The sequence below is a fragment of the Pseudochryseolinea flava genome, from assembly GCF_003286915.1.
Classification (GTDB): Bacteria; Bacteroidota; Bacteroidia; order Cytophagales; family Cyclobacteriaceae; genus Ohtaekwangia; species Ohtaekwangia flava.
Window position 1 is genome coordinate 1 of record NZ_QMFY01000002.1, and the last position, 15,631, is coordinate 15,631.

Below are 15,631 nucleotides of genomic sequence, written 5' to 3' on the forward strand. Positions count from 1 at the left end.
TCGTTAAGAAAAAAATCATTAAAAAACTCTTCCGAAAAACACTAGCTTAGAACCATCAAATCCACGCAGCTAAAAGGTGGGTCAGATCATTACCGAAATAGGTGGGTCACACTTAGCGAAATAGTCACATCAGGCTGAAACAGTTCAGTAGAACCGGCATTAAACGCAATTACATCACCCTTAATAGTAAGCAGTCCTATTTCTCTGAGAATTGTAACCGAATTCAAAGTCAATGGTAAATAGTCCTGGAATCTTGAATTAAAATTTAAGACACAGTCAATGTTTTTAATAATAAACTCTTCAAGGCTTCTTTTATAAGATTGGCCTTTCAATCTTTTAACGGTGGGTTCATGCAAGACAAACGGAAGAACAAATAGCAATTTGGAAAACTCCATTTGATGCTGAAGGCTTAAGAAATGCCCAATGGCGACAGTAGCCAAAGCTTCGTTGTTATGTAAATAGGAACTCTGCATTCAAATATTAGTATCGTTTTTCCCAGTCATAGTGCCAGCCTATACTTTTTTCCTCCGTTAGAAGATAGAAATGGCCATTACTCAAGTCGATGTCCAAGTCCGTGTCTTCAATCTTCAAAGTCTGTCTACGCATTTCATCTAGGCACTCCAACGCTTTCTGCTTAATCTCATCATCAATAGTCGAAACGTCTAAACCGGATTTTAGTCTTTGCATTACATCTCGATACACGCTTCGAAAACAGTTCGTCCATAAACCGACTGAGTTGCGATCAAATCCTTTTTTAGTTGATGGCAACAATCCATCCGTCATCTCCCATTCCTTTAAGTTGTTAAACAATTTCAGCAAATGAGTGGTCAACTCCGCAATTCTTGCTTTGTCGTCTGAATCCACATCGCCAATGTCAACAAGCTGCTTTATGAAAAGTTGTTGAGAAGGATCATCGGGAATCTGAAATTGAATTTCTCTAATTGGAAGCTTGGTGCTTAATCCAAGTTTGAAACAACTTTTAAAATGCTTGTTGAAATCTTCAAAGGAATATTCTATTATTTCCTTCTCTTTAACTGTCAAATAGTTTTTATCCCTTAATGCAGAATGAAGAGACTGATAAACATCCTGCACTTTTTCCTCTAAGTGTATCTTCTCTAGAATTCTGTCTTTAATTTTTTGGATCAAATTGTCTTCACTGAGATCAAATTGGAAAGCAGAGAGAAATAAACTGAGATGAGTTTTTGCTAATGCCCTAACATTCTCCATATACTTCTTCACGTCTGCGTCTTGAGTTCCCGCGATCAAACCATCTAAGTATGTCTGAAAATCATCGATAGATTTAACTTCAGCCTGCACACCCTGAATGTTTACCAAAACAGGATTCGCTGAATTACTCTTGTTTGTAATAAGTTGGAAAATACTGTTCTTTAAAAATGCTTTCTTATCACTTTGCGAATTGATGACATCCACCCACAGCGAAAGTGTCTTCCATAAGTCTTTATCGCGTTCGGTTAAATTAATTATTGATCCGTCTGCTTTTGTTTGAACTGAATGTTTGGTTTGAATGAAAATAGTTTTGCCGTTACTCAGATCGATGTGAATGTCGTCCTTTACCTCCAGTCCAATTTTTTCTCCTATCCTTAGATTTAACAATAGCAGAAAGAAGTAATAGAATTGGTAATCAAACCCAATTGATGTATCTGCTGCTGTTGTATCCGTAAATGGTTTGCTCGCATCCATAATTTCCCGATTTGAGGACGGAGATGCTTATAGGTGATAGACCTCTTTCGCCTTTTTCCAATTTTTCTTCAATATCGGCTGCTTGACAGAAGTTTCTCCATTAGAAGCTTCGCCAGAGAAATGGCAGTATTTTTCAGGATAGTTCTCATCACCGTACTCATTCCATTTTTTATAGGCTTCTTTACTTAAAGGTTTTTCTATATCGAAGGGAATTGTCACTCCTGTTCTAATGCAGTATCCATTTCCTTCGTTAGACGATTCTTTTGCAGTTTTCTTTGAACCATTTTTAGCATCCATTTTCTGAACCGTTACTCGAATTTCTTCACTGATTGTCAACAGTCGTTGTACTTCATCGAAAGTGTCCTTATAGAGTTCTGGATCTGCTTCTTTCGTGATATAAATCCCCATTTCATTATTGTTTAGTTGTGAGAATTCGTAGAGATTCATTGAGGTAATAATTGCCTCGCTATCGTTTATATAGCACTTTGCGTGAAGTGTCTTGCAGATTGAGGTCCGCACTCCAATTTGATTGGCAAGCCAATTGTTTTCATCTGGATGGAGTTTGTTTTCACGGTAGACAATTCTGATGTCCTTTTTCTGGATGTTTAGATTCTGGATGTGCTCTTTGATTCTGTCATTAAACTGCAAATACGGACTGACAAGAATGAGTTTATCCTTTGTCCGCTTAATGAGTTCTTCTAAGTAGAAAGTCACTCCACTTGTATTCAGGAATTTCGCCATAGGGTTGTATAAAATAATTAACAGCTATCTGTTAATGGATAGAGTTCCAAAGCCAATTGAGGATTCCAAGTGGGCTCGTGATCGCGCGGATCGGGTGGGTCAGGGAATCACCGACTACTAAAGTAAAGATTTAATCACAGCCGGTCAACAGTTTGCATGGGTTGTGATTGGATTAAAAACAAAAAGGCAATCTTTCGACTGCCTTTTGATATAATTATGTTGTTAAAATCCTCTCATCAGCTAGGACGCTTCTGAAAAGCCTTAGGAAATCCATGCTTTTCCAAGAACTGTTTAGAGTCATTGGCTTTCTTCACAAAGAATGCCTCATTGCCGTAATCCCTCACGGTGGAATTCACCACTGCTTTTGAGCCTACTTTTTGAATGTGTTTCTTTTCGTTAGCCATTTTTGACCTCGTTTTCTACCCTACAAATTTAAGCATTTATTTTCGCCTTGCCATAAAGGCCTCGTAATTCGTGCCTATTTGGAAGGCCTCCCAGCCCACACCCTTTTTAAACGCATAAATCTCTAAAATTGGTTCAATTTGAGCCAAATTCGCGGAAATTCCCATTTGATACAGCCTTGTTCGGGCCGGGGTGCTACCTTCAGCATATACCAACATGTCTGGATAAGCGGCTGTAAAATCCAGAACCGTGGCGGCTACTGTCGCCAGCACTTTTTGTGTGTCCTGGTTATTGGTAGTCGAGACATCATCGATCCGAGCTTCCGCCTCATTCCAATCACCAAACCCTAAGTTGAAGTAAGTCATACCGTCAACGTTGCGCGGAGAGTACCGCACGACTTTCTTAATTGAACCCTTTGGACCGTTGCTCTCGAATTCAAAATCGAGATACGATTCATTCGTCTGAAAACTGTATTGGGCCTGGTTCACTTTGCTCTAAATGGAATCGTAAAATACCAACTTTTACTCAACAAGCATTGGCTCGTCAAGCCTCTCAGCCAATTTGAATTTCAACTCGTCAAGGAAGACAGTCTTCGCTTTTTTTCTGGTTTGAATGTCCCGAAACGTTCTGTAATAATTTCCAAGATCAACATGGAAGATCTTTTCAAAGTAGGTCGCGATCATTTTCACATCAGTCACGGATTTATTGAAGACACCTGATACCTGAAGCGCGTACATCAATTCAATCAGCGATATCTTCGGGCCTGTCCATTGGAGTGGACTGTACTCGTCCACTGGCATTGTAAGCTTCTCGATAGCTTTAGTCAGATGCTCCTTCATCAACTCATAAGACTGAAGCAAACAGAATTTATGATCGAATGGCGTGCAGAAACGTGAATCGTAGATGACATCGTTGCCCGTCTCGTGATTCTTATCAGGCAAAAAGTATTTTGAATCCAGGTAAGTTGAACCTAAATGCAAGTACTTATAAAATTCCATGTGCGTATTAATAAACGCCTGACCTTTCTGCAATGCCTCGAGGTAGTGTTTAATAATAGAATCTTTTTCTAACGGCTTTGAGACTTCGATTTCGAATAGCTCGTTGTGAAACAGTAATAAACTCACAAACTTCGGCTTGATATTCTTGAAGAAATAAATCTCTTCCTGTGGTGATGAGAACTCGTATTGATAGAGATAGTTCTTAAGACCATAGGTGTGCGATTTCACTATCTCTATATAATTACTCTCCTTGACAATCGAGTCCTTTGCAGATAACTCCACTTCTGCAAACTTCTCTTGCATCGTCACATATAATTCCTCGGCAAATTCTTTCATATCCATAATTAAGCTGCTTTTTTGGTTACTTGATCTACTATGTATTCAATCTCACGTTTTATCAGGAGGTAATTCTCCATGATCTCCTCTTGCGTCACATCCCGTACTTTTGGTATTGGGGCATAGCCATCTTCTTCCCGTTTTATCGCTTCATGATCGTTTATGATTTCGTTGTGAAATATTTTCAAGCTGATTTTCTGATCTGGATCATCCGCAACCATTCCAACAAACTCACCTGATGACAGTGAAGCTATTTTTGAAGGTGGAATTGCGGAATCGAGTTGTGTAGATTTGCTAACTGATGTATCAGAACTGTTTATTGAAACGCTTTCACGCTCCTGGACAATCTTGCCAAACCTCTCAGACAACAACTTCGCGGTCTCTCCTACTACCTGCCCACTAATTACGTTTCCGACAATGTTCATTATTACTTCAGCCTGCTCCTTCCCATAGTCCTTCTTCAGCTGACTATAATCCTGAACGGCAAGTGTGGTGGCAACCTTGTTTGCCCTGGCTGTTGCCATTAACGTATCGATGCCGTTAAAATAGATAGTCGGAAATTCATCAAAGATCAAACTGCTTTTCATCTGGTGCTTCTTGTTCACCAGCTTGATCACTCTCGTTATATAAAGTGAAAGTACTGCGCCATAGATCTGCTGCTTTTGCGGATTGTTTCCCATACAAACAATCTTGGGCCTATCAGGATTATTGATATCGAGCGTGAAATCATTGCCTGAGAGAACATAATAAAGTTGTGGTGATGAAAGTCGCGCCAATCCAATCTTAGCACTGGCGACTTGCCCTTCAAGTTGCTCCATCGCGGAATTTCTAAATGCTGATCGAAACGGGTTAATCAATACTTCAACTTCCCTCTCAGAACCAAGAATTTTAAACAACGTTGGATAATCCAATTGCATGAGTTCAATCACATGCGGAAGGGTACAAAAACAACCTCCTTCAAATTTCTTCAGAAACCAAATTATTGCAGTCACGAAATTTATTGGTGACTCAACAAAGAAGTCACCTTGCTTCTTTATCCAGTCCCTATTCAATCCAAGCATTATCGTCCTTGACGACTCCGTTGCATCAGTAATATCAAACATGGTAGATGGATCGAGTGGATTACATCTGTGATAGATGTGATCGAAATTGATCACATAGAATTCAGGCTGGATTTGATAAGCATTTCTATTTTGAATGAGAGCATTATAGGCAATGATCGACAGGTCATCGAACTTGAAATCATAAACGAACATGGAAAAGCCCTTTCGTATGTGCTGCGTGATAACATGGCGGATCACAAAATAAGATTTACCTGCACCAGGTGTACCAATAACAAGAAGGGAGCGAAAAGGATTTATAAAATTAATCCAGCTGGATCTCTCCTTCCCTTTGATTACATACTTCGCTGGAAGATTGATACTATATTGATTATCTAGCAGTCGCTCCTCTTGAGGAAACGATTCATTTCTAGAATTAAAAATGTCAGAAGTCAATTTCAGTTTCAAAAGTCTTGTTAGCCGGGCACCACCTGTCAATATTAAAATGTACCCCAACGCGATCAATGCAAAATAGATGTAGACCTGCCATTCAAACTCAATACCTATTTCGAAAACATAATGACTAACAAAGAATATCGATGAACCGAACAAGACGAAACTTACTGCGGCAGTTGCGCTCGTCTTTTCTTCTTTTTTACCTTTCACCCCAACCAATGAAATAACGAGTAGCAAAATCACCCCTATCTTGGAATAGTATATTGAGTTGAATAAACCTGTTGCTCCAAGCTTTATCAATACCTTGTCACTGAATTCGCTGCTGTAGCCCCAAGCTTTAAATGCTTCGTAACAGAAATAATAGCAATGGATGACGAGTAAGACCAGACTCCCCATTCGGGTAAAGTCAACAATCTTTCGTAGTGCTTGATCATTTTCACCTGTCTGATGCGCCATGATAAACTTGTTAAATTGATCTTCCCTTCCGCTTCTTCTTCTTTTTCAAATCATAAGGCGTATTCGAGTGATCGACATTTGCTTCCGTTAGCTGCCGCACGAGATCCAAATTTTCGAGTCTTGGATCTGCATCGCTGATCGAATAAGTTTGCTTCTCGTTGTACTCCTTCACCGGCAGACGCGGCATTGTTGGATCTTTTTTATCAGGTTCTATTTTGAATCGCTCCTGAATTCCATTCGCGCTGTAGCTTTTGCCCAGTGCACTACCGTTGAATACACACTTCGTTGTATTGTCTATGAAGGTTAGTCCATATATTCTTCCGTCCTCGTTCTGCCTAACAACCGGATAGACATCATTGGCGACCATATGTTTGACGAAGTCCGAAAACTCCCTCCCCGGTTTCGCTTCAAATGCGTCAATGACGGTTCTCAATCTTTGCCCATGAGATTCACGTCTCATTTCGTTGAGTTCAAACTGACCGGAGAGAAATTTCAAGGTCGGGCTGCCATATATTGAGCTGGCTTTAATGGGTACTCCAATAGCCTGGCCTTTCTTATCTAACAAAGAGTATCGCAAACCATTCTTTTCTCGAATCAGTGTTCCTTCTTTACCCTGATCTGCGATTATGTTGTATTGCTTCAAAACCGCATTCAGTTCATGGATGGATGTAAACTTGTATGATCTCACAACAGCATTTACAATATTTGAAATTGTCCGCTTGGTTTCAGACTTACCATATGCGGCTCTTGTGAGATCGGCAGGCTTTAGAATCTCATTATCCTGCTTCCGGCCTTGGGCCTTGACAAGCTTAAAGTCGATTTCAATTTCTCTTCTTGCCGTTTCAGATCGATCACGGCCAATATTGTGCAGATCGATTCTGCTTCCATCAACTTTGACATTTGTCGTGACTAAATGAATATGAGGGTGCGCTGCATCAAAATGTTGATACACCAGGTATGGCTGGCTTCCGAAACCAATTTTGTCTAAATAGGTTTCGGCAATCTTTTCCAACATGTCCTTATCTAGTCGATCACTCTTGTCAAAATTTAACGAGATGTGAATCGCGTTGGTCTTCACTTTCGAATTCAATAACTGATAGTCAAGAAAGGTCTGCAACTTGTCATTAAAGCCTAACTCATCTGCCTTAACCGGAAACCCCTCTGCCCTAATGCAAGCAGCAGTCCCCTCCTTAACCTTGTTCTCGTTGTAGCTGAGAACTCCTCGTATCGTCTTCCCACTAATCACCTTTGCAACCATTTTCGTCCAAGTGTATCTACCATTTCCATCAACACGCTGACCTTTTCACTAACCTTTGTGTATTCCTCGGCTACCTCCATCGCATAAAACATCTTCTTGCGTTCAGTATCTGCTGCATGGAAATGCCGAGTGATCTGATTGACGTTAGTGCCAATTGCTCGAAGCTCAGACCGGATGCCTGCCAGTTCTTGGATGTGAACTTGAAGGCTCATGTCTCTTTTAATCATCACGATCTTTTCTTTCGAAAGAATTTTCCTTACCAGTTCGCCAATCGAATGACAGTTACTTTCGGAGAGACTAGATTCAAGACGGTTGAATACTGCATCATTCACCCGTGTTCGAATCGGATGATTAAGCAGCTCCTCTGGTCTTGATAATTTCTTTCTCGCCATATTTTTCTCTCGTGGGTGTAAAGAAAGGCGAGACCTATACTGGAAAACAGTTACAAGGGTACTAGTACCCCCGGTAATGCATTGATTGTGAGACAAAAAAAATTATGGGCGCTCTAAATCATTTTAAAAAAAGTTCTTTTATGGTGTAGATCAGCGCGAAGAAAGCACTTAAAAAGAGAATGATTCTCTCTGATACAATCATCAGTTTCATAATCCTCTTTCTGGTTTTCTTCTTCACTTTTAGCCTTTACTATATATATATGCGTGCTATCCCCTTGCTTGAGCACCAGGCACAAAAGCGGTAAAAGCAGCTTAATAAGCCGGGTGATTCTCGATTTTTTGAAAGCTATTAAGAAGAGTTTTGAACTTTTAGGACGGGGTTTTCTGGCCGTTGTCATGCGTATTTTAGCCTGAAGGGCTTAAGACGCTTAGACCGGCTGAATTACTTTTGAGGGTTCTCAGGGTCGCCCAGATGCCGAGTTCCGAGGCATTTTCGTGGACAAAAATACATCTTGCTGATGCTGGAGGACAAGCATCGAAGCCCTTCAGATGAGGCCATAAAAAAGCCCGGATTTTATCCAGGCTTCGCAGATTATTGTGGTTCTAGATTTCCTTATGCCGCCTTCTCTGAAGTCTTTTCAGAGAGTTGTATCTCGTCCTTTCTACGGTACTTATGCGCCTTTGAAATGTGGCCATCAAGCGCTCTTTTATTTGTGAATGGACCGGCATTACACTCTTCACAGAAGAGTTCGACTTTCTCCTCTCTTACTCTCCGGTAGAACAATTCACTCAATTGCCAGACCGACAATGAATGAGTAAGACAAATGAATAAGCTGATAATGGTAGTTTTAATGTTGACGACAGTCGGATCTTGGACGGTGATAAACCAGTAATCATAATAGAAGGCGTTGAGGAAAAAACTGACGACCGCGTAGAACTTGCCAGTGTTCTTGTAGCCATTAATCAGGAAGATCAGGATCAGGAACTCAATTACTGCCGCCAGCCCCACGCCATATATCCAGTTAAGGACGGAATAACCGGAAAAGGTCATGTCAAGGTGCTCTAATTGCATGAAAAGGTTACCTGCATGAGGCACGTAGAGTATCATAAGGATAAGCGCACCATGGAAGATGGCTTGCTTACTTTCTAGATAGGTCACGATATGGTTCATAAAATTGTTGCTAAGGTTGAAATGAAAACTAAATTCTAATTGAGCGTTTTGTCGCTGGATTGAGTTGAGCGACCAGATAATCATTCACGTCTTTATGAGACGCGTAGAACCCAGAACAGTCCATAAATGGAATATGCTCGCTGTGCAAAGACTTCTTTGCGGTGGCTCCTGCCTGATCGTTATCAAGAAATAAGAAAGATTCATGACTCTTCATCAAAGCCTGACTTCGCTGCATGAAGCTTAATGAATTAAGAATCAGAAAATCCGCATCCGTTCCAAACGCTGGCGTTTTGCTTTTGAGCTGTTCAATGGACAGAAAATCCATGAACCCCTCCACCACATACAATTTGGCTGAATCATTGTCTATAAACGAAATGTCTTTGGGGCTTGATGATCCTTTGAACCAATTATTTCTGAGTTCATAGCCTCCAGACTTATTCTCAAATCCGACAGCCAGGTAATTCTTCTGAGCGATCTGAAAGGAGACTTCCTTGCAGTAGCGAAACGCAACATCTTCATCAATGCCTCGAGTTCGCAAGTAATCAATCAATTCATTGCTGCGAAGTTCCCCAACCGATTGAATGCTGAGTTTATTCTCGGGTTCCTTTGGGTTGTTTCGGTGAAGAGAAAATAAAGGAGTAATAGGACTGAACTCAGACAACTGATTTACAAACTCTGAAGGCGTGCATGTATTGATACGCGCACCCAGGTCAATGAGAGTTCCGCCTTCCCCCGAACCATGATCATACCATAGATTTAATTTGTTATTGACTTTGAATGATGGGTCCTTCTCTCCTCTCAGTGGAGAGTTATACCAATAGTTATTCCCTCTGATTTTTGCGGGTTGAATTCCGATTGAACTCAAATAGTCTATAATCGGAATCTTCTTTGCGTCTGAAAAAGTAAGAGCCATATCCATTTTTATTTGGTTATGGCTCGAATGTCCTAAGAGATATTTATCACCGCCACCAAGGTGTTACCAACCTTGGAGAGAAATAGTTATCAATTAATTTTCGCGTACGCAATTTCAGACTTACCACCGACTGACAACTTATTGTCTTCGGATATGACGAGATCAGGCGCAGATCCTGAATTGAGTGTGCGAGAGCTTTCGTCATACTCTGCGGTAAATGCTGGTAATGGCCCGGACTCAGCATGCTCCATATTTTTCCAACCCTCTTGATCGTAGTCGTTCATGCTCCATTTCGCATTTTCTACTTTGAACTTCTCTCCTGCCGTGCTGATATAGATAGTATCTCGCACTGTTCGCATCCCCATCTTGTTTCCACTAAGCTGATTCAGAATCTCGCTTGAGTATTCTCGAACGTAAGTACCAGAGATAGATTCATTGCTCGAACTTGCACTCTCAGAGTTTCCACATCCATAGCAGATCGAAACTCCAACTAAAAAACTAACAACACGCATTTTCATAATCACAAAGTTTAGTTTTTGTTGATAAAGTTTAACACTGACTGCAACATCTTTTTAACAGCATCTTTAGTGCCATTCTCCACGCTGTAGTACTTTATTCTGAAGCTTTCATATGAGAGCGATTCAGAGCGCTTTGTCTTTACGTATTTAGTGAGAAATCGAATTAACTCAGATGTATTTTTATTTTGAATAACGCCAGTTTCGGTGAACGCACGAAATAGGTAAGCCAGTATAGAAACAGAGAGATCGAAGTTCAATTTAAACTCCGTTGAAATCGCATCTTCGGCATTTAATGTCATCGGTGATAACTGCTGCTTGTTTTTCAGGTATTGTACTTCCTGAGAAATCCAGTCAGCAATCTGAATGTTGACTGGGACACTGTTATGATTAAATGCAAAGCTGCCTACACTGGCTTCCTGATTAGCGAATTTCAAGTAGAACGCAAGCTCATCAAGCTTCTCGTTCACAGATGCAACTTTGTTTACAGCCCATTGTATATACCTTACGAAATATTGATAGAACGATTCTTGATTAAAGTTGCAGTGCATGAGTAAGCGAATCAGATCTAGTGTCTCAGTGGAATTATCAGCTTTGAGGTTCGACAAATGAATTCGTAAGAATTTGAAATAGTAAAACGTTCTGAAGCTCATGAGAGTCGGGTGAATAATGAATTGTTCTATAGTATTCTTTATCAACTGAATGAGACCGATGTCAACATTTAGACTTTCAAACCTTTCCGCAATGGTTTCATTAAATGCGGATAATTCAACAACAATTACATTGCTCGCAGCAGTTGGCATTTTCATGTCCAGATCGAAATACTCTGGAAAGTGGTCCTCAAGATATGTGAGCAAGTCCGACAGCTTCGTTACCACTGGATCAAATATCTGATCTCCGCTCCCGGCACGCGTGTTCGCCTGAATTGTGTTGATGAGATCAATCAAGGATTCCTGGTGAAAATGAAAATAGCGCTTCACCAGGTTCTCGTTCTCAAACGAAACAACCTGATGCCTGAACGCCTTCTTGATTTTCGCGCATTCCGAATCCAATTCCCTATGAAACTCAGGAACGTCAACCGTAATTGACTCCGAAGCGGCAAGCGAAATGTTCTCGTTTATTTTCGACTCTATGGTTTCAAGTTCGTACGCCAATTCCCAAAGTTTAGACCCACACTCCGTAACAGCTACTTGGCTACGATACAAACTTGGATCTAATGGAGCACGATGACAATACTATTTTACCAGTAATTTCATACTACTTTTCCTGTACAGATCGTCCTTTGACTGCTGAATTTGAGTCAGTTATCAATTCCTGAGCTTCCAACCGGCTAATCAGCTCTATTTTGTTATTCACTCCAACCTTTGAGAATATATTTGAAATGTGCTTGCTCACGGTCTTTTCCGAGATCGACAAATCCCCACTGATCACCTTGTAAGGATTACCTTTGATCAGCAGCTTTATGATTTCTATTTCCCGTGAAGTCAAGTGATACTTCTTACAATTGTCGGTGAAGGCACAACGCTTACTTGACACTGTCTGAGGTGGTTGGTGTCGATCCTTCATTACGGACTGATAGGCCTTGCTGACAAACGCCTCCCGGTGCCGCTTGAGGTTGGCCAGTATGGACTCGACCCGCGCAAGCAGTTCTTCTATCTTAAAAGGCTTTGGGATATAGGCGACAGCGCCTATGTTTAACCCGGTAATTCGGTCTTCACTTGTGCCTTTAGCCGTAAGAAAAATAAATGGTATGTGAGCGTAGCGGTCCATGCTGCTCACCTCTCTACAGAATTCATATCCATCCATTTCGTTCATCATGACATCCGAGATAATTAAGTCAACAGATGACAACGAGTTCAATCTATCAATTGCCTCCTTGCCGTTCCTAGCTACGGCAACATTGTATTTTTCTTTCAATTTGCTCCGAAGAAAGTTTAGCATCTCAATGTTGTCCTCGACCAAAAGAACAAACGGCTTATCGCCATCGAGACTTTCTTCCAACAGAATTTGGTTGTAAGCAAAATCGATGTCCTCTGTGCTAATCCCTTCTTGAACAACTTCATTTACGTTGGTAGCAATAGGTAACGAAACTTCGATGAGCGTTCCCTTACCAACCTCGCTTGACAATTCGATCGTTCCCTCAATATCGGAAACTATTTTCTTGACGATTGATAACCCCATTCCCATTCCTTCCGAGTTTCGACCAGGCACAGATAGTTTGTAGTATGGTTCAAATATTTTCTCTTTTTGATCGTGCGGAATTCCGTGCCCAGAATCTCTCACAGTGAAGATAACCCGATCGTCTTTCGATGTTAATCGCGTCTCGATTGTAGCACCCTCGTCCGAATACTTGATAGCATTTTCTAAAAGGTTGTTCACAATCCGATCTACAGCACCGGGATGAGCCTTGACATGCAGGCCAGTATCAACCTTCGAAATGAAATTGATTCTTTTCTTTTCCGCAGCGGATTTGAATAATAATACCTTATCATTCAACAAAGAAGTGAAATTGGAAACCCTGTCATGATTGTACATACTGAATCCCCTTTCATAAGATTCAACGTCAAAAAAATTGACAATGTCGTTGGTCAGGCGCTTAACATTGCTCTTAATGACTTTGATCTCATCAGTTTCACCGTGGTTTTCGATGTATTCATTTAGATAATTGTTAATCAACGTCAATGGAGTCTTCGTTTCATGCGCCAGGTTTATAAATGTTGTTTTTTTGGCTTCCATTACGCTCTCCAACTTTTTGGTTCGTTTCTTTACCTTCTTTCGCAAAGTCTTTGTCATATTTTGTAGACTCTTTTCCGACTCAATCAGTTTTTCGTACTCGCGTCTGGACTGATTAATCGTAGACTTGACGTAAATGATTGTCATCATCAAGAATCCCGCATTGGTAACTGAATGTTCCAGGACTTGAAAATCTCCAAGAAAAACAATCACGGGAAGTGCAGCCCAGCAGACCATAGAAATATAGGCAACAATAGCATGTTCATACAGCGGTTCATCGATGAGTTTACCTTCGGCTCTTGCCGTTTTGAACTTCAAGATTAAAGCGCGAGCAGTGCTGTAAATAAATCCCAGTCCATAACAGAAAGGAACAATCACCGTAAGCTTCGCGCTCATTCGACTGTCACCTGTCAACAAATACGGAACAACAAAGAGGAATACAAAGGGCAGAAACAGGAAGAAGAGCAATCCATAAGTGGCAAAGAACTTTAAGTGTTTCAAATCAAACACCTTATAGAAGTAGTATACAACATACATCGACATTGCAAAGCCAACGAAATAGGCAGTGATCGTTTGTACAGCAACTGGTATTGGCAGGGCATTATCGGGAAACAGTCCGCTACACAGGTTATAGGCAATTAAGCAAACCAGTAGCAATAGAAACTGAAGCCTACTTTTTTCAGCTGGCCGTTGCAGGAAATAGATACCCTGGAAAACCAACATTACCAGTTCGAACATAGTGATCATAAAAGTCACCATGTGCATTTGTGTATGCATGAAGTACATAGTCAAATAGTTTAAATAAAGTACCGATCAGTTTAACAAACCGACTCGAGTACAACTCACATTAAAAAGTAAAATCTAAACCCTGCGTAATTGATAAAGTGTGTATGTGAGCTGGAGCGATTGGAAAATCTCAAATCCGAATTTTTTATAAAACGGGAGATTTTTCTCCATAGAGGTTTCGAGATATATGGGTCTTTTTTTCCTTTCGCATTCATTAATCACTTCCTGAATAAAAGCACTACCGATGCCTTTTCCATGAAGCTTTGGGTTCACTCCGATAAACCATAAATATGCTATCGGTTCTTTGGGATGGTTTGACTTGATCATCGCCTCACGCTTCAACACTGCATTGACGCGATCAAGACCAATTACGGATAACGCTAGTTTTAAATCCCAAAGTAAAGTGCGGAATGAAGAACGTTTCCTATCGGGGAAGAGAATGAGAGCGCAGGCTTGCTGATCATCAGAAATCCATACCTCACCGAATTCAGTGCACACGTTGAACGAATAATCCATGAGATTTCTAATTCGATCAACCCTATTCTGATCTTGCTTAACTACATAGTTGACGCTTTTGTTGTCATCAAAAGATCTGGTGAGAATATCCAGAATGATGGGCTTGTCAGAAGTTTCAGCTTTCCTCATGCACAACAAACCTAAATACAAATTCCCGATTACAAATCTCTCTTCACCTTGTACTTAAATTCCAGGAGCTTTGATGGCTCCTCGCCTAACCCTTCAGCCAATATCCTTATAGTATTGAGTGTCGGACTCCGTTCGCCTCTCTCAAATCTTCCGATCTGACTCGTTGGGATCACGCACTTATATGACAACTCCTCCTGGGAAAGGCTTTTCGCCAATCTCAGCCTTTTCAGATGCTTGCCAAATGCTTTGACATAACCTAAATCGCGGTTGTGACCCATTTCTGAGCGAATCTGCTCAAAGAGGTCACGTTATGTTAGAGCCAATTGGCTCTTTTTCAGATAAATTTTCAATTTAATTAGTTGAATTACAGCTTTTTAGACATGAAATGGCGCAAAAATACCCGCATGGGAACTTACGTCATCCGCTTGCCGTTATACACTATTAAACACATCGTATAATGAGCGAAAATCAGCTGTCCGGTAAAGCAAGAGAGGCACTTCGGCATATAAGAAACTCCGTCATGCACACGGGTAAGGTGTTGTCTGTCCGCGATTTGATGGGACTGATGGAATATAAATCACCGCGTTCTGCCCTCCTGTTGATGCAGGAACTTGAACAAGGCGGCTTTTTACGAAAGCGGCTAGACGGGAGCTATTCAATGTTAAAAGACATAAGAAATAGTGAGGATAGTGTACAGACGATTAACGTGCCATTGGTAGGCACCGTCACATGTGGCGCACCTATTCTAGCTCAAGAAAATATTGAAGCCATGATTCCAGTTTCTACAGCGTTGGCGAAACCAGGCAGCAAATACTTCATGCTTCGTGCAAAGGGTGATTCGATGAATGAAGCTGGAATCAATGATCGCGATTTGATTTTGGTACGCCAGCAGAACACCGCAGAAAATGGACAAACGGTAGTTGCGCTTATCGATGATGAGGCAACTGTAAAAGAGTTCAACCGAAACGGCAACTTCGTAACGCTTACACCACGATCAAGTAATAAAAAGCATCAACCAATTATCGTCACTGACGAGTTGAAGGTTCAAGGATTAGTCATTGCAACCATCCCCATACCGGAATAATCAA

At 40.9% G+C, this 15,631-nt stretch carries 17 protein-coding genes; 1 reads left to right on the forward strand and 16 read right to left on the reverse strand.

The window, feature by feature from the left end; all coding sequences use genetic code 11:
* Nucleotides 1-89 precede the first annotated feature (89 nt).
* The 16 genes from DQQ10_RS28360 to DQQ10_RS28365 all read right to left on the reverse strand — a co-directional run bounded on the left by DQQ10_RS28360 (nt 90) and on the right by DQQ10_RS28365 (nt 14,821).
* On the reverse strand, nt 90-473 hold the full coding sequence (locus DQQ10_RS28360) for a three component ABC system middle component (RefSeq protein ID WP_112745784.1): 384 nt from the start codon (nt 471-473) through the stop codon (nt 90-92).
* 7 nt (nt 474-480) lie between these two features.
* Complete coding sequence (locus DQQ10_RS05210; protein ID WP_112745785.1) at nt 481-1,701, reverse strand: hypothetical protein; 1,221 nt, start codon at nt 1,699-1,701, stop codon at nt 481-483.
* A 27-nt stretch (nt 1,702-1,728) separates the two neighbouring features.
* Nucleotides 1,729-2,442 (reverse strand): phospholipase D family protein, encoded by a 714-nt coding sequence (locus tag DQQ10_RS05215; RefSeq protein WP_112745786.1) that lies wholly within the window; start codon nt 2,440-2,442, stop codon nt 1,729-1,731.
* Nucleotides 2,443-2,678: 236 nt separating this feature from the next.
* The gene (locus tag DQQ10_RS27860) at nt 2,679-2,846 is read right to left on the reverse strand and encodes a hypothetical protein (RefSeq protein ID WP_165823803.1); all 168 of its coding nucleotides are present in this window, start codon (nt 2,844-2,846) and stop codon (nt 2,679-2,681) included.
* Nucleotides 2,847-2,882: 36 nt separating this feature from the next.
* Nucleotides 2,883-3,332 carry a DUF6934 family protein gene (locus DQQ10_RS05220; RefSeq protein WP_394341958.1) on the reverse strand — a complete coding sequence of 150 codons (450 nt, stop codon included), beginning with the start codon at nt 3,330-3,332 and terminating at the stop codon, nt 2,883-2,885.
* Between the two features lie 33 nt (nt 3,333-3,365).
* Nucleotides 3,366-4,184, reverse strand: a complete 819-nt coding sequence (locus tag DQQ10_RS05225) for an RteC domain-containing protein (RefSeq protein ID WP_112745787.1) — start codon at nt 4,182-4,184, stop codon at nt 3,366-3,368.
* Nucleotides 4,185-4,186: 2 nt separating this feature from the next.
* Complete coding sequence (gene mobC, locus DQQ10_RS05230) at nt 4,187-6,130, reverse strand: conjugal transfer protein MobC (protein ID WP_112745788.1); 1,944 nt, start codon at nt 6,128-6,130, stop codon at nt 4,187-4,189.
* Between the two features lie 10 nt (nt 6,131-6,140).
* On the reverse strand, nt 6,141-7,388 hold the full coding sequence (locus tag DQQ10_RS05235) for a relaxase/mobilization nuclease domain-containing protein (protein WP_112745789.1): 1,248 nt from the start codon (nt 7,386-7,388) through the stop codon (nt 6,141-6,143).
* Entirely contained in the window at nt 7,373-7,780 is a 408-nt protein-coding gene (locus DQQ10_RS05240; protein WP_112745790.1) for a plasmid mobilization protein, read from the reverse strand. The genes DQQ10_RS05235 and DQQ10_RS05240 overlap by 16 nt, the downstream gene beginning before the upstream one ends.
* A 613-nt stretch (nt 7,781-8,393) precedes the next feature.
* Nucleotides 8,394-8,951 (reverse strand): hypothetical protein, encoded by a 558-nt coding sequence (locus tag DQQ10_RS05250; protein WP_112745792.1) that lies wholly within the window; start codon nt 8,949-8,951, stop codon nt 8,394-8,396.
* Between the two features lie 28 nt (nt 8,952-8,979).
* A complete protein-coding gene (locus DQQ10_RS05255; protein WP_165823804.1) occupies nt 8,980-9,864 on the reverse strand; it encodes a toprim domain-containing protein in 885 nt (294 codons plus the stop codon).
* 89 nt (nt 9,865-9,953) lie between these two features.
* Complete coding sequence (locus DQQ10_RS05260; protein ID WP_112745794.1) at nt 9,954-10,382, reverse strand: hypothetical protein; 429 nt, start codon at nt 10,380-10,382, stop codon at nt 9,954-9,956.
* An 11-nt stretch (nt 10,383-10,393) separates the two neighbouring features.
* Complete coding sequence (locus DQQ10_RS05265) at nt 10,394-11,533, reverse strand: hypothetical protein (protein WP_133259534.1); 1,140 nt, start codon at nt 11,531-11,533, stop codon at nt 10,394-10,396.
* A 103-nt stretch (nt 11,534-11,636) separates the two neighbouring features.
* Complete coding sequence (locus DQQ10_RS05270) at nt 11,637-13,898, reverse strand: ATP-binding response regulator (RefSeq protein ID WP_112745796.1); 2,262 nt, start codon at nt 13,896-13,898, stop codon at nt 11,637-11,639.
* Nucleotides 13,899-13,973: 75 nt separating this feature from the next.
* Nucleotides 13,974-14,543 carry a GNAT family N-acetyltransferase gene (locus DQQ10_RS05275; protein ID WP_112745797.1) on the reverse strand — a complete coding sequence of 190 codons (570 nt, stop codon included), beginning with the start codon at nt 14,541-14,543 and terminating at the stop codon, nt 13,974-13,976.
* Between the two features lie 29 nt (nt 14,544-14,572).
* Entirely contained in the window at nt 14,573-14,821 is a 249-nt protein-coding gene (locus DQQ10_RS28365; protein ID WP_112745798.1) for a helix-turn-helix domain-containing protein, read from the reverse strand.
* Between the two features lie 179 nt (nt 14,822-15,000).
* Here DQQ10_RS28365 and lexA point away from each other — a divergent pair, with 179 nt between their 5' ends.
* Nucleotides 15,001-15,627, forward strand: a complete 627-nt coding sequence (lexA, locus tag DQQ10_RS05285) for a transcriptional repressor LexA (protein ID WP_112745799.1) — start codon at nt 15,001-15,003, stop codon at nt 15,625-15,627.
* Nucleotides 15,628-15,631 lie beyond the last annotated feature (4 nt).

Coding starts and splice junctions, on each gene's coding strand:
- DQQ10_RS05210 (WP_112745785.1), bottom strand. CDS start 1,701: ATGGATGCGAGCAAACCATTTACGGATACAACAGCAGCAGATACATCA.
- DQQ10_RS05235 (WP_112745789.1), bottom strand. CDS start 7,388: ATGGTTGCAAAGGTGATTAGTGGGAAGACGATACGAGGAGTTCTCAGC.
- mobC (WP_112745788.1), bottom strand. CDS start 6,130: ATGGCGCATCAGACAGGTGAAAATGATCAAGCACTACGAAAGATTGTT.
- DQQ10_RS28360 (WP_112745784.1), bottom strand. CDS start 473: ATGCAGAGTTCCTATTTACATAACAACGAAGCTTTGGCTACTGTCGCC.
- DQQ10_RS05270 (WP_112745796.1), bottom strand. CDS start 13,898: ATGTACTTCATGCATACACAAATGCACATGGTGACTTTTATGATCACT.
- DQQ10_RS05225 (WP_112745787.1), bottom strand. CDS start 4,184: ATGGATATGAAAGAATTTGCCGAGGAATTATATGTGACGATGCAAGAG.
- DQQ10_RS28365 (WP_112745798.1), bottom strand. CDS start 14,821: ATGGGTCACAACCGCGATTTAGGTTATGTCAAAGCATTTGGCAAGCAT.
- DQQ10_RS27860 (WP_165823803.1), bottom strand. CDS start 2,846: ATGGCTAACGAAAAGAAACACATTCAAAAAGTAGGCTCAAAAGCAGTG.
- DQQ10_RS05275 (WP_112745797.1), bottom strand. CDS start 14,543: ATGAGGAAAGCTGAAACTTCTGACAAGCCCATCATTCTGGATATTCTC.
- DQQ10_RS05255 (WP_165823804.1), bottom strand. CDS start 9,864: ATGGCTCTTACTTTTTCAGACGCAAAGAAGATTCCGATTATAGACTAT.
- DQQ10_RS05250 (WP_112745792.1), bottom strand. CDS start 8,951: ATGAACCATATCGTGACCTATCTAGAAAGTAAGCAAGCCATCTTCCAT.
- DQQ10_RS05240 (WP_112745790.1), bottom strand. CDS start 7,780: ATGGCGAGAAAGAAATTATCAAGACCAGAGGAGCTGCTTAATCATCCG.
- lexA (WP_112745799.1), top strand. CDS start 15,001: ATGAGCGAAAATCAGCTGTCCGGTAAAGCAAGAGAGGCACTTCGGCAT.
- DQQ10_RS05260 (WP_112745794.1), bottom strand. CDS start 10,382: ATGAAAATGCGTGTTGTTAGTTTTTTAGTTGGAGTTTCGATCTGCTAT.
- DQQ10_RS05215 (WP_112745786.1), bottom strand. CDS start 2,442: ATGGCGAAATTCCTGAATACAAGTGGAGTGACTTTCTACTTAGAAGAA.